The organism is Rahnella inusitata (assembly GCF_018288855.1).
GTDB classification, from domain to species: Bacteria; Pseudomonadota; Gammaproteobacteria; order Enterobacterales; family Enterobacteriaceae; genus Rahnella; species Rahnella inusitata.
Genome location: NZ_CP065025.1, coordinates 132,305 through 151,786 on the forward strand (window position 1 = coordinate 132,305; position 19,482 = coordinate 151,786).

The following is a 19,482-nucleotide window of genomic DNA, read 5'->3' on the forward strand; positions in this document are numbered from 1 at the left end:
GACTTTAACTCATGAATAATAAAACACTGCCACGGCGAGTCGTCATAACGGGTTATGGCGCGATTACCCCACTCGGCTTAACCGCGCAGGAGAGCTGGGATGCAATCATGGATTACCGCATCGGTTACCGTTTTATTGATAAGCATCCTGCGGGAATCAAATCACGTTTTTATGGCCTGGTTGATGAAAATCTGGATTTGAAATTTTTGCCGGCGGTACTTCGTCGTCGCCTGCCTCGTTTTGCTCATCTGGCTATGGTCTCTGCTCGTGAAGCGATGAACATGGCTTTTGGCGAAAAAGCCCCTACAGAATTTTATGATCCGCTCAAATGCGGAGCCATCATAGGAACCGGTTGGGGTGGGCTGGACGAAACCTTTAAATTTCATGAGCAATATAAAGCCACGGGAATGGGTTCTCCTTTTGCCTGTTTCTTTTCGATGCCAAGTATTGCCACCGCCGCCTGCAGCCAGTTTTGGGGACTGCGGGGTTATCAAAATTCGCCTGTAGCCGCCTGCGCCACTGGCACCATGGCGATCGGCGATGCCTTTGAGGCCATCCGTAGTGGGCGAACCGATATGATGCTATCCGGTGGTGCAGAATCGCTGCGCAGTGATTCCGCCATCTGGAATATCGATGTATTAAAAGCACTCACCCGTGAAGAACATGACATCACCAAAGCCAGCTGTCCTTTTAGTCTTGAGCGCAATGGGTTTGTCTTGTCAGAAGGCGCTGCCACGGTTTGCCTGGAAGAGCGGGAATCTGCGTTAAGGCGAGGTGCAGTGATTTTAGGGGAGATAAGCGGCTACGGTAACTTTTCTGATGCTGTAGATTTCACCGCACCGGCTGAAGATAAGTTGGCACGGATAAACACTATTCATGCGGCGCTCACACAGGCAGGTTTAAGAGCTCAGGATATTGATTACATCAATGCTCATGGCACCTCCACAGAGCTTAATGACCGTAATGAAACAGAGTCGATCAAAATGGCATTGGGCGATGAAGCCTATTCGATACCCGTGTCGAGTACGAAAGGGTATTCCGGGCATCTTATTGCAGCTGCGGGTAGCTTTGAAACGATTATCTGTCTACAGACCTTAAAGCACCAAAGGCTTCCTTCTACTTGCCATCTGCGAGTGCCTGACCCGATATGTGATTTGGATTTTATTACAGAAGGTCATCGTGAAAAACCTGTGTTCCATACTATGAACCTGAGTTTTGGTTTCGGGGGGGCGAACGCTGCCTTGATCATTAGCCGGGGTGAAATGTGACACTGATATACACCCTGGAACATGCTCATGAATGGGCAGAATTTTCCGGCGATTATAACCCCATTCATTTTGATGTTAACAAAGCGAAAGCAATGGGAATCGAGGGCCTGACCGTGCACGGCATGCGCGCCTTGCTGGATATGAAAAAGAGTCAGGACTTTCCTTCTGATACTGCGGATTATTATCGCTTCAACGCCCGTTTACGCAATCCAATAAAATGCCATACGGAATATAAGATTGTTAAAACCAACAATCAATGTCAACTCATTGAAAATGAGACGGATTCATGTTGTTTTTCAGCGAGACTGGAGCGAATTTCGCCTCCTGTTGAACAGGTGACAACTAAGAACTTGACCCTCTCTGCGGATGAACTTTTGAATATAAGGAGTGAATATCCTTTTATGAAAAATGTTTGCGAATGGTCTTTTCTTGATTCGGTACTATTTCGTTTGATCGTTAAATCGCCTGAAATATTCGAGGCAATAAAAGTTAAATTACCCGATCTTCATGCCGGGACGCTGACAGACATTTTTCTGGAAATGCCTGTTGTTCAGACACATCATGAGATTGTTTTTAGTCGTCAATTCCTCTTATCTTCGCCGGGCTCAAACGACTTCCATTATGGAATGTTACCGCTTTTGGTCGTGGGGGATTATAAACAGGGATTGGTGGTGCGTATTGCCATGCAAGGTTATTACTTCACCCATTCATATATAACAACGGCCATTACGTTGAAATTAAAACCAATGGCTCTTTCTTGATAATAGGAACTTATTATGACAAACAACGTTTACCCAATTGTGTGCGAAATGCTATGTGATGCAAAAGATCTGACTCAAGACATGCTTACACCTGAAATGCCCCTTCACCATTTGAAACTCGATAGTCTGGATTATGTTGAGTTAATGGTGCTGGTTAAGCGAGAGTTTGATCTGACATTAAGCGCTGATATGTTCGTTAATAATCCCAACCTGACATTGGGTGAAATGTGTAAAGCATTGGAAGAACAAAAGGCATAAATGATGCAAAAGAAATGGATTTTGGTTACGGGTGGAAGCCGGGGAATTGGTGCTGCTTTAGTTCAACATCTCGCACGAGAATACGATGTCGTATTTACCTGGAAAGATCAGCAATCACGGGCCGAATCTCTCCTCAATGAGTGCAGCGCTCTTAGTCTCAGTGTCAGCGGATATCGTTGCGACGGAAGCAAACCGACAGAAGTGAAGGCTCTTGCGCAACAGCTTCTCACGCAATATGGTGCGCCCTTCGGTATTATTCATAATGCCGGTATTACACGCGATGCGTTACATTTTAAGCAAGACATAAACGATTGGGAGACTTTAATAGGTACCAATCTCAATGCGGTATTTTATTGGAATCAGCAATTACTGCCCTCGATGATGGAGCAGGGGAGCGGGAGTATTGTGATGATATCCTCTGTCTCTGCACTGAAAGGAAATATCGGGCAGGTTGCTTATTCAGCTTCCAAAGCGGCTATGCTCGGAATGGCTCGATCGCTGGCCCGCGAAGTCGCCCGTTTTAATATTCGAGTAAACTGTGTATTACCTGGGTTAATTGAAACTGAGATGACCACGCAAATGTCAGACCTCGAACAAAAAGCATTGAAAAGCGCTATTCCTCTGCGCCGCCTGGGGCGTGCTGATGAGGTCGCGCAGGCAACGGCCTATTTGATAAGTGAAGCAAGCAGTTACATGACCGGCCAGTCTTTAGTCCTCGATGGAGGAATGTCGGCCTGACGTTCGAGCCAGTCATGTAATAACGCGATAAAACTTCATGGTGTCACATAGCGGGGACGCGAAGCGGGGTATACGGTGCCCATGTTTTCATATGTCCCCTTTCATGCAACGTAGCCAAAAGTTTTGGACATGATGTTCGTCCTTCTGTGCTCTGTACCAGAGCGATCACAAAGTAGGCTCCCCTTGATCTCTGCCATCGATATATAATACTGTATGCATGTACAGTATTCATTGATGGTGATTATCATGCAGTTTTTCATACCTACCGAGCTACGCCAGATAGTGTCATTCCCTTTGTTCAGTGACAGTGTTCCCTGTGGTTTTCCAAGCCCCGCGCAGGACTACGTTGAGCGACGTATCGATCTGAATGAACTGATGATTCAGCATCCGAGTGCGACCTATTTCGTAAAGTCCACCGGTGACTCAATGATTGAAGCAGGGATAGGCGAAGGAGATTTACTGGTAGTGGATAGCTCCCGTAAGGCCGGGCATGGCGACATCGTCATTGCTGCTGTCGACGGCGAATTCACCGTAAAACGCTTACAGCTGCACCCCACTGTCATGCTCAAACCAGAAAATTCTGCGTACAAGCCGATTATGATAGGCAGCGAAGACAACCTGGAAGTTTTTGGTGTGGTCACCTTTATCGTGAAATCTGCGAGCTGATCATGTTTGCACTGTGTGATGTGAACTCTTTTTATGCGTCCTGCGAAACCGTATTTCGCCCGGATTTGAAGGGGCGGCCCGTGGTCGTTTTGTCAAATAACGACGGTTGTGTTATTGCACGTTCTGCTGAAGCAAAACCTTTTGTGAAAATGGGTGAGCCGTACTTCAAACAGAAAGATCTCTTCAGGCGCCATGGTGTGGTTTGCTTCAGTAGTAACTATGAACTCTACGCGGATATGTCCAACCGCGTGATGACCACGCTCGAAGAGATGTCCCCTCGCTGCGAAATATACTCAATTGATGAGCTTTTTTGTGACCTTACCGGTGTGCGTAACTGTCGCGATCTGACCGAGTTTGGACGTGAAATCCGAGCCACGGTACTACAGCGCACGCATCTGACGGTTGGGGTAGGTATCGCACAAACCAAGACTTTGGCCAAACTGGCGAACCATGCGGCAAAGCGATGGCAGCGGCAGACCGGTGGAGTGGTTGACTTATCGAATGTGGATCGTCAGAGAAAACTGATGGCGGCGCTGTCAGTCGAGGAGGTTTGGGGCGTCGGTCGACGTATAACGAAGAACCTTGAAAGCCTGGGTATCAAGACAGTGTTGCAGCTGGCAGACACCGATATTCGGTTTATCAGGAAACATTTCAATGTCGTACTGGAAAGAACGGTTCGTGAATTACGGGGCGAGCAGTGCCTTGAACTGGAAGAATTTGCGCCGGTAAAGCAAGACATCATCTGTTCCCGGTCATTTGGCGATCGTATCACGGCATATGAGGATATGCGTCAGGCCATCTGTAGTCATGCAACCCGGGCAGCAGAGAAACTTCGTAATGAACATCAGTATTGCCGATTTATTTCAGCATTTGTTAAAACCTCACCCTTCGCGCATAACGAACCGTATTACGGCAATAGTGCATCGGTAAAATTACTCACACCGACTCAGGACAGCAGAGATATCATCCTTGCCGCGACGCGTTGTTTGGACACTATTTGGAAAAACGGATGTCGGTATCAGAAAGCTGGCGTGATGTTGGGCGATTTTTACAGTCAGGGTGTGGCTCAACTTAACCTGTTTGACGAAAATGCACCGCGGAAAAATAGTCAAAAGTTGATGGATGTGTTGGATCGCCTCAATGCTGAAGACGGGCGAGGAACGCTTTACTTCGCCGGGCAAGGTATTCAGCAGAAATGGCAGATGAAGCGGGAAATGCTCTCACCTCGATACACCACACGATACGCTGATCTGCTAACAGTGAAGTAACCCACTCGGACAGCCAGCTTTGAACGTAGAGCAGGCTGAATGAGAGGAAACCCGCCCCGATTTATTCAACAAAGCCCATTGAGTCCTGATAGTGACGTCTGACAGTAAAGTGCGTTGCTACAGGATCCTGCGTGCAGCGCAGATGCAAAATGACAGATAGTGTAAATCCCTCCCATCTCACTTCTCATCAAAAGTCGGTGTTTCCAGATAAAGTGAAGGTAATTACATGAAATAAAACAAATTAATGATTTCTTAATTATTCATTAAGTAGTGATTTATTCTAAATGATATTAATATCGCCGCAATGATTACTGCTGGATGAAATCAATTATTGCATCAATAGTTTTGATGTTGATGAATTCATGCAAGGCTTATTAACCTCGCACCGGGTGTAATTATTACAACCAGCCACATTGTGTGGACGTGCTGCGGCATTGACGCCCGGCAAGCCGTTTTATGAAATAAATCTCATAATCTTAATCAAGGAAATATTTAAATGAAAAAGACATTGTTGTCTTTGGCTGTTATTGGCTGCAGTATGCTTTCTGCAGGCGCTTTCGCCTCTGACGGCTCCATCCTTATTAATGGCCAGGTTACGAATGTGTCCTGTTCTATTACTATTGATGGGAAATCTGGTACTGCCTATGAAATTGTATTACCTACCGTTGCGCAGTCGGCATTGAAAAAAGGAGATACAGCAGGGGCTAAACTGTTGGCTATTCATTTATCGGGCTGTACTGCTGCTGGCGGTTCATTACCTGTTGGCGTACGTGCGGTGTTTGAAGATACTAATGTTAATCCTGACACCGGTAATTTGATCAATACCACAGCACCGGGCGGCACCAGTTTAGGTGCAACGAACGTTGAAGTACAAATCACCAATGGTGACCTATTGCCTATTAACCTTATGACTAACCATAATAATATGGTGGAGCCTATCGATGTCGATGGTAATTCCACCATGAGGTATTACGTTCAATATATCGCACCTTCTGCTGATGCTATTGCTGGCAAGGTAACAACCTCAGCTGTTTATTCTCTCGATTACCAGTAAAACGTGGTCATCGATTTAAATTATACGGAAGGAGCTTTCCTTCCGTATGTTTGGAGTCAAATAATATGAAGCTTACCACACGTATTTTATCACTCTGTGCCTTATCAATTGCTTTAGCAGGGGTATTGAGTACCGCCGAGGCCAGCGTCGTGGTTTCCGGCACCCGTTTGATTTACCCCGCTAATGAGCATGACGTTTCAATCCAGCTGACCAACAACGACCCAAAACCGGCGCTGGTTCAGTCCTGGATTGACAGTGGGGATATTCATCAGGATCCCAGCCTGAGCACGGCACCGTTCGTAGTGACACCACCGATCACCCGCATAGACGCAGGGAAAAAGCAGCTTGTACGTTTAACGTTGCTCTCTTCAAGTGCAGTTCCAACGGACCGCGAATCCGTGTACTGGTACAACATGCTGGATATCCCGGCGAAGTCTAAAGAAAAGACGGATGAGAACATCCTTGAGATGGCTCTGCGCACCAGAATTAAAGTGTTCTACCGCCCTGAAGGTTTGAAAGGTGTACCGGCCGAAGCGGCGACAGGCTTGACCTGGCAGGCTGTGAAGACCGATCAGGGTTATGCGCTGCGTGCGATTAATCCGGCGGCCTATAACGTATCCATGACCAGCGTGAGTGTGACTTCAGCGGGTAAAACCTATACGGATGACCTCGGTGGTATGGTTGCGCCAAAAAGCAGTAAAGACTTTCCCCTGAAAGGATTAACGAATTCACCTGCGGTTAAGTCAGTCGTCTCTTATAACTGGGTCAATGATTACGGTAATTCTGTATCGACTAAATCTACCGTCACTGAAATTCGGTAATGCCAGTAAAAAGGTATTGAAGACTCTTGAATCGCTTTTTTAGGCCAGGGATGGGCAACTATTAACACTACTGGCTGTGACTTGAAAATAATAGTGGCAGGAAACTCTTGTGAAAAATAAATCATTTAAACATTCAATATTACATTGCGCTTTATTTAACAAGAGAAACCGCTATTTTTATTTTAACGTTATATTAGCTTCTTTTCTCAGTTGTACAATAATCCCAGCGGCTCAGGCCGATATTGATAACACCATCGAATCACAGGATGTGACGTTTAATAGTGGGTTTTTCAAAGGCACAGATAAATCCATCGATATAACCCGTTTCGAGAAAAAAGACAGCTTACAGCCAGGTGATTATCAACTCGATCTTTTTATTAATGATAAATTTATTGGTCGCAACAAAGTAAGAATTACCCAAGATAAAGACAAAAGCAGCGTTTGTTTTCGTGGGAAAGATGTCGCTTCATGGGGGCTGAACCTCAATAAGGTTTCTAATAATAATAAGACAAACGCAACATTAGCCAGTGATTGTATCGATGTCACACAGTTATTGCCAAGTACCCAGATTGACGTTGATCAAAGTGCGTTAGCGGTGCATTTGAGCGTTCCGCAAATTTATATAAATTCCAATTCCGGGAGTTATGTATCGCCGGAATTTTGGGAAAGTGGTATTAATGCCGGTTTTATCAGCTACAACGCTAACGCCTATCAGTCGACATCGCCGGATGGCGAGGTCAATAAAAACCTGTATGTCGGGTTAAATACCGGTCTGAACATCATGGACTGGAATATACGACATAACAGTGCTCTCAACGTCTCTGAATCGCAAGGCAGTGAGCCAAGCAGCAGCAGCCACAGCTATGACAGCATCAGTACCTATGCAGAGCACGATGTCTCAGCTCTGGAAGCGATGGCTACGGTGGGGCAGTATTATACGCCGGGCGATCTTTTCGACAGTATTCCTTTTACCGGCGTTCAGATCACCAGTGACGAACGCATGATGCCCAATTCTGAGAAAGGCTTCGCGCCTGAAATCCGCGGTACGGCGGAAACCAACGCCAAAATTACCGTGCGCCAGGGTGAGCAGGTTGTCTATGAAACGACTGTAGCACCAGGGCCTTTCGATATTAACGATCTTTCCAATACCGGCTACTCGGGTGACCTGAATGTCACCATCACGGAAGCTGATGGTCGAACTAAAAGCTTTGTCGTGCCTTATGCATCGGTGAACGAGTTACTGCGTCCGGGTATTTCACGGTTTAGCGCCACGGCGGGGACTTACCGCGATACCACTTCACACTCGGACGGTGAAGGTTACAGCGAACCCAAATTCATTCAGGCTACCTACCGGCGCGGTGTCAGCAATAAAGTGACCCTTTACGGCGGCGGCGTAGTGGCCGAAGACTATCTGTCCGGTCTGGCTGGGCTGGCGCTCAATACCTCGCTCGGCGCCTTTGCGTTTGATATCACCAATTCCTACGCCAAAAATCTGCCAGCTGATGTGGACGATATCGACAGTACGATGAACGGACACAGTTACCGCGTCACTTATAGCAAGCGTCTGGAGACGACCGATACCGATCTGGCACTGGCGGCCTACCGTTATTCCAGTTCAGATTATTTGACTCTGGAAAACGTCGCGCAGTTACAAGGTAACGTGACTGACACGCTCTATCGGCCACGCCAACGCCTGCAGTTGAACATAAGCCAGCCGGTCGGAGACTGGGGCAATGTTTACCTCAGCGGTATTACCGAAACGTCATGGGAAGACTCCGGGCGCTCAACCACCTATCAGGCGGGATACGGAACCGGTTTTAGCTGGGGAACTATCAACATATCGCTCGGACGTACCTACTCCGATGACGTTTATGACGATCAACTGTCGCTGATGTTCAGTATACCGCTAGGGAGTAGTCACGCGGTCACATTGAATAACACCATGAACTATCAGGATTCGAAGAGTTATAACACACAAACCAACCTGAGTGGCACGGCCGGTGAACGTAACCAGTTGAGCTACAACGGTTTTGCCGGGCACAGTGAAAGCGATGGCGCTGCCAGCGAGCAGTACGGCGGCAGCCTGAATTACAACGGTGCTTTATCCAATGTCGGTACCTCGGTTTCAGGCGGTGGTGGTTACAACCAATATTCACTCTCCGCGCGCGGAACCGTGATCGGCTACAGCGGTGGCGTTGCCATGACCTCCTCGCAAGGGGAAACGATGGCGGTTATTGAAGCCAAAGGGGCCAATGGTGCCGAAGTGATCGGAGGTTCTGGTGGCAGTATCGGATGGTGGGGAAATTCTGCCGTCACGTCGTTAACGCCGTACCAAACCAACAGTGTGTTACTTGACCCGCATGGGACATCGTCGGATGTGGAACTGCAAAGCACTTCTGCCAATACCATTCCACGCTATGGCTCCATCAGCCGGCTGAAATTTGACACCGTGGTGGGTAAACCGGTTCTGGTCCGTGGCTTACTTTCTGGCGGCAAGCCTGTGCCTTTCGGCGCTAATGTGTTGGATAAACAAAACAGCCTGGTCTCAATGGTAGGTCAGGGCGGGCAAATCCTGTTACGTGGCCAGCCAGATCAAGGTGCTTTGCAGGTGAAATGGGGCGAGAAAGCGGGGGAAAGCTGCACGCTGAGCTACACCGTTAATCAGAAAACCGATGCAGCTTCGACAGGTTACCGTCAGATTGACGCACCTTGCAATTAAGCGAAGCGGGAAAATAAACATGTTTAAGAAACCGACGTTTAAAAATATCACTCATCTGATCATCGGCCTGGCTGCGCTCTGCCTTACCAGCCAGGCGATGGCGGGGATCACGATCACCAAAACACGCGTGGTTTACCCGCTGACTCAAACTGACGTAAGCGTACAGCTCAATAATCAAAGCTCTTCGCCCTCCCTGTCTCAGGCCTGGATAGATGAGGGCGACCCCAACAGTACGCCAGGCGAGAGCAAAGCACCGTTCTTCATCACCCCGGCAATTTTCCGCATGGAGGCTAATTCGTCCAAAATGCTGCGCATTGTTTACACCGGGAAATCTCTGCCCACCGATCATGAGTCTCTTTTCTGGCTGAACGTGCTGGATGTGCCACCCAACGAGAAGAGTGTTACAAACCGGCTGCAATTTGCCTTCCGTACCCGTATCAAGCTGTTCGTAAGGCCTGCCGGTTTGAAGGGCAACATTAAAGAGGCGGTTTCGCAACTGCGCTGGAAAGCGGCTTCTGCACAAAAACCGGGGGAGAGTGCCATGACTGTGACCAACTCCTCACCGTATTACCTCTCATTCAGTGAATTTGCTGTGCAGAGCGAGGGGCAAACCCTGAAGAACGATAAAGGCGGCATGGTCGCCCCGTTTTCAACCTCAATATTATCAGTGACAGGGCAGAAACCCCTGTCGTCGGGCGCGAAGGTGACCTACAAAGCGATTGGCGATCTCGGTGAGGCATTGCCGGGCAGTGCGACGCTGAATTAAAGAAAGAAGGTAGAACACACATGAAATTCTTAAAAAGAGACATCATTAAAATTCAGTCTTTTATTTGACTTATCAACAAGTTGCTCGGTTCCGAAAAGGTGATGCTTCACGCCGAAGCGCGGCCGTTTTATAGCGGAACTATTACAAATCATCATCATGATTAAAGGATTCAGTATGTTTAAAAATATCAGCGTGGCGGGGTATTTTATGTTGGCGGCTCTATTGTCCGTTACGGCGCTGACCAGCGCGCCAGCATTGGCATCTTCAACCTGTAATAATGATTCTGATAACGATCCGGTTGCAGCGGGTGCCATGTCGATACCTGCGAATGCTGCCCCTGGCACGATGATTAAATCTGTTCAGACAACATCTATAATGCAGTGCAGGGATACTACCAGTTCATCAGCCTCCTTTATTACTTACGTAGATTTACAACCAACGGGTCCTTTGGTGTCAGGATATACGGATGTTTATCAGACCAACATCAGCGGGATTGGCGTGCGTTACACGTTTAATGCTCCAAATTGCACGGATGCAAATGCGGTGATTATTTCTGGAACGGGGAAAACCCGGTTTTCCTGTCCCTTTACAACCGGCACGACCTATGTGAAGTATCCTCTTAATGCCAATATGGATTTCATTGTTACGGGCACATTACCGGCTAGCAGTACACTCACCTCAGTATCAGCAATAAAACTGTACTTTTCGAATTCCGATATAGCAGGCGGCCCCTGGGCTCAGGACCCACCCATTTCTGGTGTGGCATCAGGTTCAGTGACTGCATCTACCTGTTCAGTCAATCAAAAGAGTATTGGCGTGACGCTGGATACGGTGACGACCACCCAACTTTCCGGTCCGATTGGCGTCACCGCTGCTCCCAAGCCATTTACTCTGTCACTCACTTGCCCGGAGGGTATCAAAACCTTCGTTACACTGACTGACTCCACGAATACGGGTAACCTCACCACCACGCTGGGGTTGACGCCAGATTCTAGTGCGCAGGGCGTTGGGATCCAGATACTCAACAGCAGTGATACACCCGTTGCATTTGGGCCGGACTCGGCAGCAGCAGGGAATCTCAATCAGTTCCTGTTGGGAGCATCCGTTGCGGGGGTCACTGAGTATCCATTCAAAGCCCAATACATCAGCACCGGGAATGTCCGGGCAGGTACGGTCAAGGCTATTGCGACCTTTACTCTCTCATACCAGTAAGCAGGAAGGGTTATGGCTTATTTAGAAAAACGAAAATAATCTTTTAAAAATAATGTACGCAAATGATGCCATAATGCTTTCTCAAAATATAAAGGCTATAGGAGAGTGCGATGATTATTCTAAGGTGCTTTAAAGAATACAAGTCTTAGTTTATGAAAGTCGTGATTGTTATTTCCTGGCCACCTACGAGGTGGAGTTGCGCCTGAATAATAGCAAGGCGGCTGAATATCCGTGCGCCATCTATAACCAGCTAAATACTTAAGTCGGTATTATTTTAAATTTTTAAATCCGACCCTCCTCATTGATGGTTGTTTATCTGGTTGGTTTTCAATGATGTCATGAAATAATCACAGTTAATGTTAGTTATCATGAATGATAGCGGGTGTTATAAAGTTGTCTTCCATTGGCGCTCCAAATTCAACGACTACTTTTATAAGTCGCCATTCGTGGCATCGTAAAGCACCAGCAACCCTGTCGTGATAAAAAATGAATATTAACACTGACTAAATTTAAAGGCTCTATGTATGACACATCAAAAGAGAAAGGTTTCTCTAAAAAAATCAAACAGTAAGTCCTTTGCCCTGCGTTTTCTTTCTGCTGCCGTATTAGCGGGAATAAGCGGGATGTCACAGGCTGATTGTCTTATTACAATCACATCAGCGGAGTGTGATACTTCTTCCCCCAATCCTTATAGTAGCACGCTGGACTTTAGCAGTGTGACCGGTGCGACGGTAACGATAGATAGCGACGCTATTCTTAACACCGGGAGTAACGCGGGGATTACTACGGGTGACAATGCCAATATTATTTTGCAGTCCGGTGCGCAAGTTATATCTGGATCAAAAAAAGCAGCCGCCATAACAACTACCAGCGACTCGCATATTAAGATCGGTAAAGATGCCTTGGTATCACAAACCAACGCTGCTCAACCTACTATAAACGTGCTGTTCTATGATAATAGCATTGAAAATAGTGGCACCATAACTAACGAGGGATCATCACCGGCAATAAGCTTTGACCACAGCGGCCAAACTCTGGTTAACGACGGGGTCATAAGCTCAAAGGGCACCGCAATTAGTGGTTACGGTGGTTTAACGATAATTAACTCAGGTCAAATAATTGGAGGAACGGGAACTGCCATTCTTTTTGGCGCGTTTGTGCAGGACACCCTGATCTTGGAAGAAGGTTCCAGCATTACTGGTAAGGTCGTTGCTAACAGTAATACAGAGGATACATTCGTGCTGGGCGGTGAGGCTAATCCCGAGTCTGGTGGCGATACGTTTGACGTCAGCACGATTGGGAATGAGGCACAATATCAAAGATTTGAAATATTTAAGAAACAAGGAACCAGCACCTGGACGCTTGATGGTACCGCTACGCAGGATATTAACTGGAGCGATGAAGAGGGAACCTTAGTATTTGGTAGTTCAAATCAGGGGGGCGGTACTATCAGTGGTAACGGTGGCGATATCGGTTACCTCGATGGTGTTTCATTGAAGAATGCTATCGTGCTTAATCAGGATACCGGCATGATAGTTAACGCCGGGGCGGCAAGCCAAAGTGGCATCATCTCGGGAACGGGGGCCATGACTAAAACCGGCGAAGGACTCCTGATACTCAGCAATGATAATACCTACCAGGGTTTGACAACTGTCGCGGCGGGTAGCCTGCAGCTCGGGAATGGCGGAACAACCGGCATGGTCAGCGGGGCTATCGTTGACAACGGTACGCTGATATTCAATCACAGCGATGACCTCGCCTATGCAGGCATTATCTCTGGCACCGGCGACATCACGCAAGACGGGGCCAGCACCCTGACTCTGACAGGGGATAACACTTACACAGGCAAGACAACCATCAACAGCGGCAGTACCCTTTCACTGGGTAATGGTGGCACCACCGGCAGCGTGGCAGGCAATATCAGCAACAGCGGCACCCTGGTCGTTAACCATGCTAATAGCTATACCGAAGATGCTGTGCTGAGCGGGACGGGGAGCCTGACCCAGGCTGGCGCAGGGACACTGACACTGACCGGTGCGGGCTCCTCGCAGGGCGCCGTCAATGTGAATCAGGGCACTCTCGATCTCGCGCAAAACGGCCAGTTTAACACCGGCACGCTCAACGTTGCCGCCCACTCCACCCTCAAACTGGAAGATACCGCCCGGCTGACCGCCAGCGGCGCCGCAACCCTCAACGGTGAGCTGGATGTTGATATCTCCAACGGCGGATCACTGATAACGGCCAACAGCATCGCAATCGGCGCCGATTCCGCACTCACCGTTGCCGGCTTGTCCAACGACATGCCCGCCAGCGCCAGCGCGGCCGCGCAGTCGCGTACCACCGTAATGCAGACTACCCAGGGTATCACCGGCGATTTCGCCAGCGTGAGCTCTGCTGCTGCTACGACCGACTCCCCGGATTACCTGCTGGTTGGCGGTAAAAAATCCGCTGACAACCTGAGCTACAGCGTGGGCAGGGATCTGGCCTGGACGTCCGGCACGTCGGGCTCACACGGTAATTTTACCCTCAGCGATCCGACCGACCATTTTAACGTTGACGTGACGCTGTCTGACCAGGCGGCTAACGCGGCCACCGGCTGGGACGGCAAGAGCCTGACCAAAGCGGGCGACGGTAATTTAACCCTTTCCGCCGTGAATACGTACAGCGGCGCTACCGCAGTTAACGGCGGGACCCTGACCACAGGTATTGCCCACGCGCTGGATGCCAGCAGTGGTGTCAACGTCGCCAGCGAAGCCACCTTAGATCTGAACGGCTTTGATCAGAATGTGAATGCCCTCAGCGGAGCGGGCAGTGTTGCCCTCGGAAATGCCACGCTTGGCGTAGTGAGTGCCACGACGAATAGTGAGTTTGACGGCATTATCTCCGGCACTGGCGGCCTCACACATGGCGGAGCCAGCACCCTGACTCTGACAGGGGATAACACTTACACAGGCAAGACAACCATCAACAGCGGCAGTACCCTTTCATTGGGTAATGGTGGCACCACCGGCAGCGTGGCAGGCAATATCAGCAACAGCGGCACCCTGGTTGTTAACCATGCTAATAGCTATACCGAAGATGCTGTGCTGAGCGGGACGGGGAACCTGACCCAGGCTGGCGTAGGGACACTGACACTGACCGGTGCGGGCTCCTCGCAGGGCGCCGTCAATGTGAATCAGGGCACTCTCGATTTCGCGCAAAACGGCCAGTTTAACACCGGCACGCTCGACGTTGCCGCCCAGTCCACCCTCAAACTGGAAGATACCGCCCGGCTGACCGCCAGCGGTGCTGCTACCCTCAACGGCGAGCTGGATGTTGATATCTCCACGGGCGGGCCACTGATAACGGCCAACAGCGTCACAATCGGCACCGATTCCGCACTCACCGTTGCCGGCTTGTCCAGCGACATGCCCGCCAGCGCCAGCGCAGTGGCGCAGTCGCGTACCACCGTATTGCAGACTACCCAGGGTATCACCGGCGATTTCGCCAGCGTGAACTTTGGTGTGACCGACTCCCCGGATTACCTGCTGGTTGACGGTAAAAAATCCGCTGACAATCTGAGCTACAGCGTGGGCAACGAACTGGCCTGGACGTCCGGCACCTCGGGATCAAACGGTAATTTTACCCTCAGCGATCCGACCGACCATTTTAACGTTGACGTGACGCTGTCTGACCAGGCGGCTAACGCGGCCACCGGCTGGGACGGCAAGAGCCTGACCAAAGCGGGCGACGGTAATTTAACCCTTTCCGCCGTGAATACGTACAGCGGCGCTACCGCAATTAACGGCGGGACCCTGACCACAGGCGTTGCCCACGCGCTGGATGCCAGCAGTGGTGTCAACGTTGCCAGCGGAGCCACCTTAGATCTGAACGGCTTTGACCAGAATGTGAATGCCCTCAGCGGAGCGGGCAACATTGCCCTCGGGAATGCCACGCTTGGCGTAGTGAATGCCACGGCGAATAGTGAGTTTGACGGCGTTATCTCCGGTGCGGGTTCACTGAATAAAACCGGCATGGATACTCTCGTGCTGGGCGGTAATAACACGTTTACCGGCGATACGACGATTTCCTCGGGAACACTGCAGGTCGGCAATGGCGGTGTGTCCGGTGCGCTGACGGGCAATATTGTGAACAACGCCGCGCTGGTGTTTAACCGCAGCGATGCGTCAGCTTACAACGGCGTGATTTCCGGTACCGGTAACGTCACGAAGGACGGCGCGGGCACGCTGACCCTGAGCGGCACGAACACCTACGCCGGGGGAACGGTGATTGATAACGGCATCTTGTCGCTGGCCAAGGCGCAGGCTATTGGGGTCGGTACGGCACTGATAAATGCCGCAGGCACGCTTGACCTGGCTTTCAGTAACGCCACCTTTGCCAACGCGGTGAGCGGCGATGGCAAAGCACGCATCAGCGGAACGGATGTTGCACTGGGAGGCGATAACACCGCCTTTACGGGAGCGTGGGATATTACCGGCAGTGCTATCGTCACACAGGCGTCCCAGCTTGGCAGCGCGGGCGTACAACTTGACGGCGCAGGCAGCGAGCTTGCGCTGAACAATTTCAGCAGTGATTTCAATAATGCGTTGAGCGGCAACGGCAAGTTGCAGATCAACCAGAACAGCAAAAACGACGATTTCACCTTTGCCAGCTCCACAGGTTCAGCCTTCACCGGCACCGTGCAAATGGAACAAGGGAACATGTTGCTCGATGCCAACGGCGCGCAGGCACTGACGAACGCCACTTTAGCCTTGTCGCCAAACGGTATGACGACGCTGGACGCTGACCGCAGTATTGGCGGGCTCACGACGGGCGGCGGAACGTTGAGGATTAATAACACCCCATCCGATACCTATACGCTGACCACCCAAACATTGGATGCCAGCGCCGGAGGCTCGATAGCCGTCAATGTTCCTGCGACGCTGGCACCACCGGTCATTCCGGTAGATGCCTCCTATTTTGACCAGGATGTCATCCGGACAATACAGGCGATCAATACCACCGGCACAGTCACTGGCGTGGGTAATCACCTGTCTCTGACCAATTATGATGGTGTTACCCCCGTCAGTACTCCAACCCTGGTGGATATTAGCAGCGACGGTACTCAGCTCGGTGTTGCCACCTATGATTACGGTGCTGTGGTGACCAGCGACGGTGCCTGGATCGGTTATGACCTGTTGAAACTGGAGGCCAACGCGGGCCAGACTCTCGCTCTGCAAAATGAGCCGGGTAAGGATAATGTACTCAGTGCTCAGCTCACCGGTGCCGGTAATTTCGACGTGCAGGGTGCGGGCACGGTAATACTTAATAATGTCGACAACGACTACACCGGCAATACCGTTATCAGCAGCGGTACTTTACAGCTGGGCAGTGATAATGCGCTGGGGAATACGGCTGACGTTAGCATCGCCAATGGCGCAGATCTGGACGTCAACGGTAAAACCCAGACCATCACTACACTGCATGGTGTGGCGGGCAGCAGCCTTAATATGGGTAACGGCGTCCTGACCATTGCGCAGGGAGGTGTCAGTCAGGGCACATTAACCGGCGCAGGACAGCTCAATCTGGAAGGGGGGCTGATGCAAATCAGTGGTGCGAATGCGGGAATGAGTGCCACGACACGGATAGCCGCACCTGCAGACGTTGAGCTGGATAATACTCAGGGCCTCGGCACCGGTGATATTGCCCTTGACGGCACCCTGAAGCTGCGCAGTGCGAGCGGTATCCTGAGCAATCAGCTCAGTGGCGCCGGTACGTTGTCCTTGCAGGATAGTGCTCAGGTCAGCCTGACAAACAGCCTCAATACCCTGAGTGGGGATATCAATGTGGCCACCGGGTCGCAGTTAACCGCTTTTGGTGCCGGGACATTGGGCACGTCCAGCGTGACCGACAACGGCACGGTGGTGCTCGATACCGCCACCGACTGGACGCTGACCAACGCTATCAGCGGCAGCGGCGGGCTCACCAAAACCGGCAGCGGCACGCTGATTGTGAACAATGGCCTGACCTACAGCGGTGACACCCATATCAGTCAAGGTACCCTGCAGATTGGTGATGCGCCAGGCAGTCTGGACAGCACCGGCACAGTGTATGTCGAGACGGCCGGTACGTTGCGCGGCAACGGCAGCGTCGGCGGCTCTGTCGTCAACAGTGGTCACATCGGCATGCTGAGCGATACGCCAAGCCAGCTGCGCATTGCCGGAGACCTGACCAACAACGGGGTGGTTGACCTGACTAACAACGCCGTCGGCAATACGCTGACGGTGGACGGTAACTATAACAGTGACGGCGGTCAGCTGTGGCTCAACAGTGAGTTGAACGGTGACAGTTCTTCCACCGATGAGCTGATTATCAAAGGCAACACCAGCGGCAGTACCCAGGTCACCGTGAACAATATGCACGGTCTGGGCGAAGAGACGGTAAACGGCATTGAGGTGGTGAACGTGCAGGGGCAGTCTGATGGCAATTTTGCCCTGCAGGGCCGTGCCGTTGCTGGTGCCTATGAGTACTCTCTCTATCAGGGCACGCCGACGGAGAACGACGGCAACTGGTATCTGCGTTCGCAATCCACAGAGCCAGCCCCAGCCCCGTCCCCAGAGCCAACTCCAGGGCCTGAGCCAGAGCCAACTCCGGCCCCGTCCCCACGGGCACCGGTACTGCGTCCTGAGGCGGGGGCTTATCTGGCCAACCAGAGCCTGGCCAACAGCGTATTCCTGACGACAATGCAAGACCGCAATGGTGGCAATCGTCAGACCGGCGAGGATGCGCCAGCGACCTGGGCACACTTTGATGCAGGACGGGTCAACAGCCAGGCGGCGGGCGGGGCGATTTCCACCGGTTCAGACACGGCAGTCCTGCGGATTGGTAGTGACATCTACCGTCATGACTTTGGTAATCAGCAGATAAAGGCCGGGATCATGACCGGGTATGCCGACGTGGATACGCACAGCGATTCACGGGGTGTCAGCGGGTCGACGGACAGTAACCTGAAGGGATACAACTTTGGTCTTTACGGTACCTGGTATGGCGGCTCCGCGGAGCAGGAAACCGGGCCGTACGTTGACAGTTGGGTGCAGTACGGCACCTTCCATAACTCGGTCAACGGCAGTGACTTACCGGAAGAGAAGTACCACAGCCACAACTGGACCGGGTCGGTGGAAGCGGGTTATGACATTGCGTTGAGTGAGGCGCACGCGCTTTATTTGCAACCGCAGTTCCAGACGATTTACTCCAAATACAGTCAGGGTGACCACAGTGAAGCCAATGGCACGCAAATTCATAGCAAGGACTCGGGCGGAGTAACGACCCGGTTAGGCGGGCGTGTTTACGGAAAAATAGACACAACGGGCCACACCGAACCTTACGTTGAGTTGAACTGGTGGCACGGCGGCAGCAGCAACAGCATTCAAATGGATGCGACGACGGTAGACCAGAATATTCCGGTCAATCGTTATGAGGTGAAAGTGGGTGCCCAGACCAACGTCACTGAAAACTGGCAGTTATGGATAAATACCGGCGTTCAGGCGGGCAAGGATGATTACTCCAGCGTGCAGGGACAAGTGGGCGGTAAGTACTCCTGGTAAGGAAAGCAAACGCAGTCAGGAATACCGTCTCAGAGGTCAGTCACTGACATTTTAAAAAGGATGTTCTAAACGTCGGAGATCACCTGAAAACTCGGGTGATCTCCTCATTTCATGCAACCGTAATATCGGGTTGGGCCTGCATCCTCCGTGACCCAACTGAACATCCAGAACATTAGTTATGGTTAAATAATCCGTATGTGATTATTAATCCATAGTTCAAGACTAATGAACTCACCTGAGTTAAAATTACGCACGCAATTTATGCTTCTTATTGGGTGTACGTTAACCTGTTCAGTGAATTACTGGTGATATAGGAAAATATTTAGGTTGTAAGAATGTACAAGGCCATAAAACTATCAGGATAAGGA

The 19,482-nt window shown here is 50.6% G+C and carries 12 protein-coding genes; all 12 read left to right on the plus strand.

All coding sequences use genetic code 11. The features are described from left to right. Positions 1–11 precede the first annotated feature (11 nt). A complete protein-coding gene (locus I2123_RS22535) occupies positions 12–1,268 on the plus strand; it encodes a beta-ketoacyl-[acyl-carrier-protein] synthase family protein (protein ID WP_213052832.1) in 1,257 nt (418 codons plus the stop codon). Beyond that, positions 1,265–2,029: a MaoC/PaaZ C-terminal domain-containing protein gene (locus tag I2123_RS22540; RefSeq protein WP_213052833.1), complete on the plus strand. Its 765-nt coding sequence runs from the start codon at positions 1,265–1,267 to the stop codon at positions 2,027–2,029. The genes I2123_RS22535 and I2123_RS22540 overlap by 4 nt, the downstream gene beginning before the upstream one ends. 15 nt (positions 2,030–2,044) lie before the next feature. Next, positions 2,045–2,287, plus strand: coding sequence for an acyl carrier protein (locus I2123_RS22545; RefSeq protein ID WP_112167911.1), 243 nt, complete (start codon positions 2,045–2,047; stop codon positions 2,285–2,287). A gap of 3 nt (positions 2,288–2,290) precedes the next feature. Further along, positions 2,291–3,025: a 3-oxoacyl-ACP reductase FabG gene (gene fabG, locus I2123_RS22550; protein ID WP_213052924.1), complete on the plus strand. Its 735-nt coding sequence runs from the start codon at positions 2,291–2,293 to the stop codon at positions 3,023–3,025. A gap of 246 nt (positions 3,026–3,271) precedes the next feature. Then, positions 3,272–3,691, plus strand: coding sequence for a translesion error-prone DNA polymerase V autoproteolytic subunit (locus I2123_RS22555; RefSeq protein ID WP_112167943.1), 420 nt, complete (start codon positions 3,272–3,274; stop codon positions 3,689–3,691). A gap of 2 nt (positions 3,692–3,693) precedes the next feature. Beyond that, positions 3,694–4,959: a Y-family DNA polymerase gene (locus tag I2123_RS22560; RefSeq protein ID WP_213052834.1), complete on the plus strand. Its 1,266-nt coding sequence runs from the start codon at positions 3,694–3,696 to the stop codon at positions 4,957–4,959. 496 nt (positions 4,960–5,455) lie between these two features. Continuing rightward, complete coding sequence (locus tag I2123_RS22565; RefSeq protein ID WP_213052835.1) at positions 5,456–6,013, plus strand: fimbrial protein; 558 nt, start codon at positions 5,456–5,458, stop codon at positions 6,011–6,013. A 65-nt stretch (positions 6,014–6,078) separates the two neighbouring features. Further along, entirely contained in the window at positions 6,079–6,834 is a 756-nt protein-coding gene (locus I2123_RS22570; protein ID WP_213052836.1) for a fimbria/pilus periplasmic chaperone, read from the plus strand. A 268-nt stretch (positions 6,835–7,102) separates the two neighbouring features. Beyond that, complete coding sequence (locus tag I2123_RS22575) at positions 7,103–9,553, plus strand: fimbria/pilus outer membrane usher protein (RefSeq protein ID WP_213052837.1); 2,451 nt, start codon at positions 7,103–7,105, stop codon at positions 9,551–9,553. 19 nt (positions 9,554–9,572) lie between these two features. Further along, positions 9,573–10,319, plus strand: coding sequence for a fimbrial biogenesis chaperone (locus I2123_RS22580; protein WP_213052838.1), 747 nt, complete (start codon positions 9,573–9,575; stop codon positions 10,317–10,319). A 174-nt stretch (positions 10,320–10,493) separates the two neighbouring features. Next, the gene (locus I2123_RS22585; protein WP_213052839.1) at positions 10,494–11,531 is read left to right on the plus strand and encodes a fimbrial protein; all 1,038 of its coding nucleotides are present in this window, start codon (positions 10,494–10,496) and stop codon (positions 11,529–11,531) included. Between the two features lie 1,175 nt (positions 11,532–12,706). Next, complete coding sequence (locus tag I2123_RS22590) at positions 12,707–19,114, plus strand: autotransporter outer membrane beta-barrel domain-containing protein (RefSeq protein WP_213052840.1); 6,408 nt, start codon at positions 12,707–12,709, stop codon at positions 19,112–19,114. The last annotated feature ends 368 nt before the right edge of the window (positions 19,115–19,482 follow it).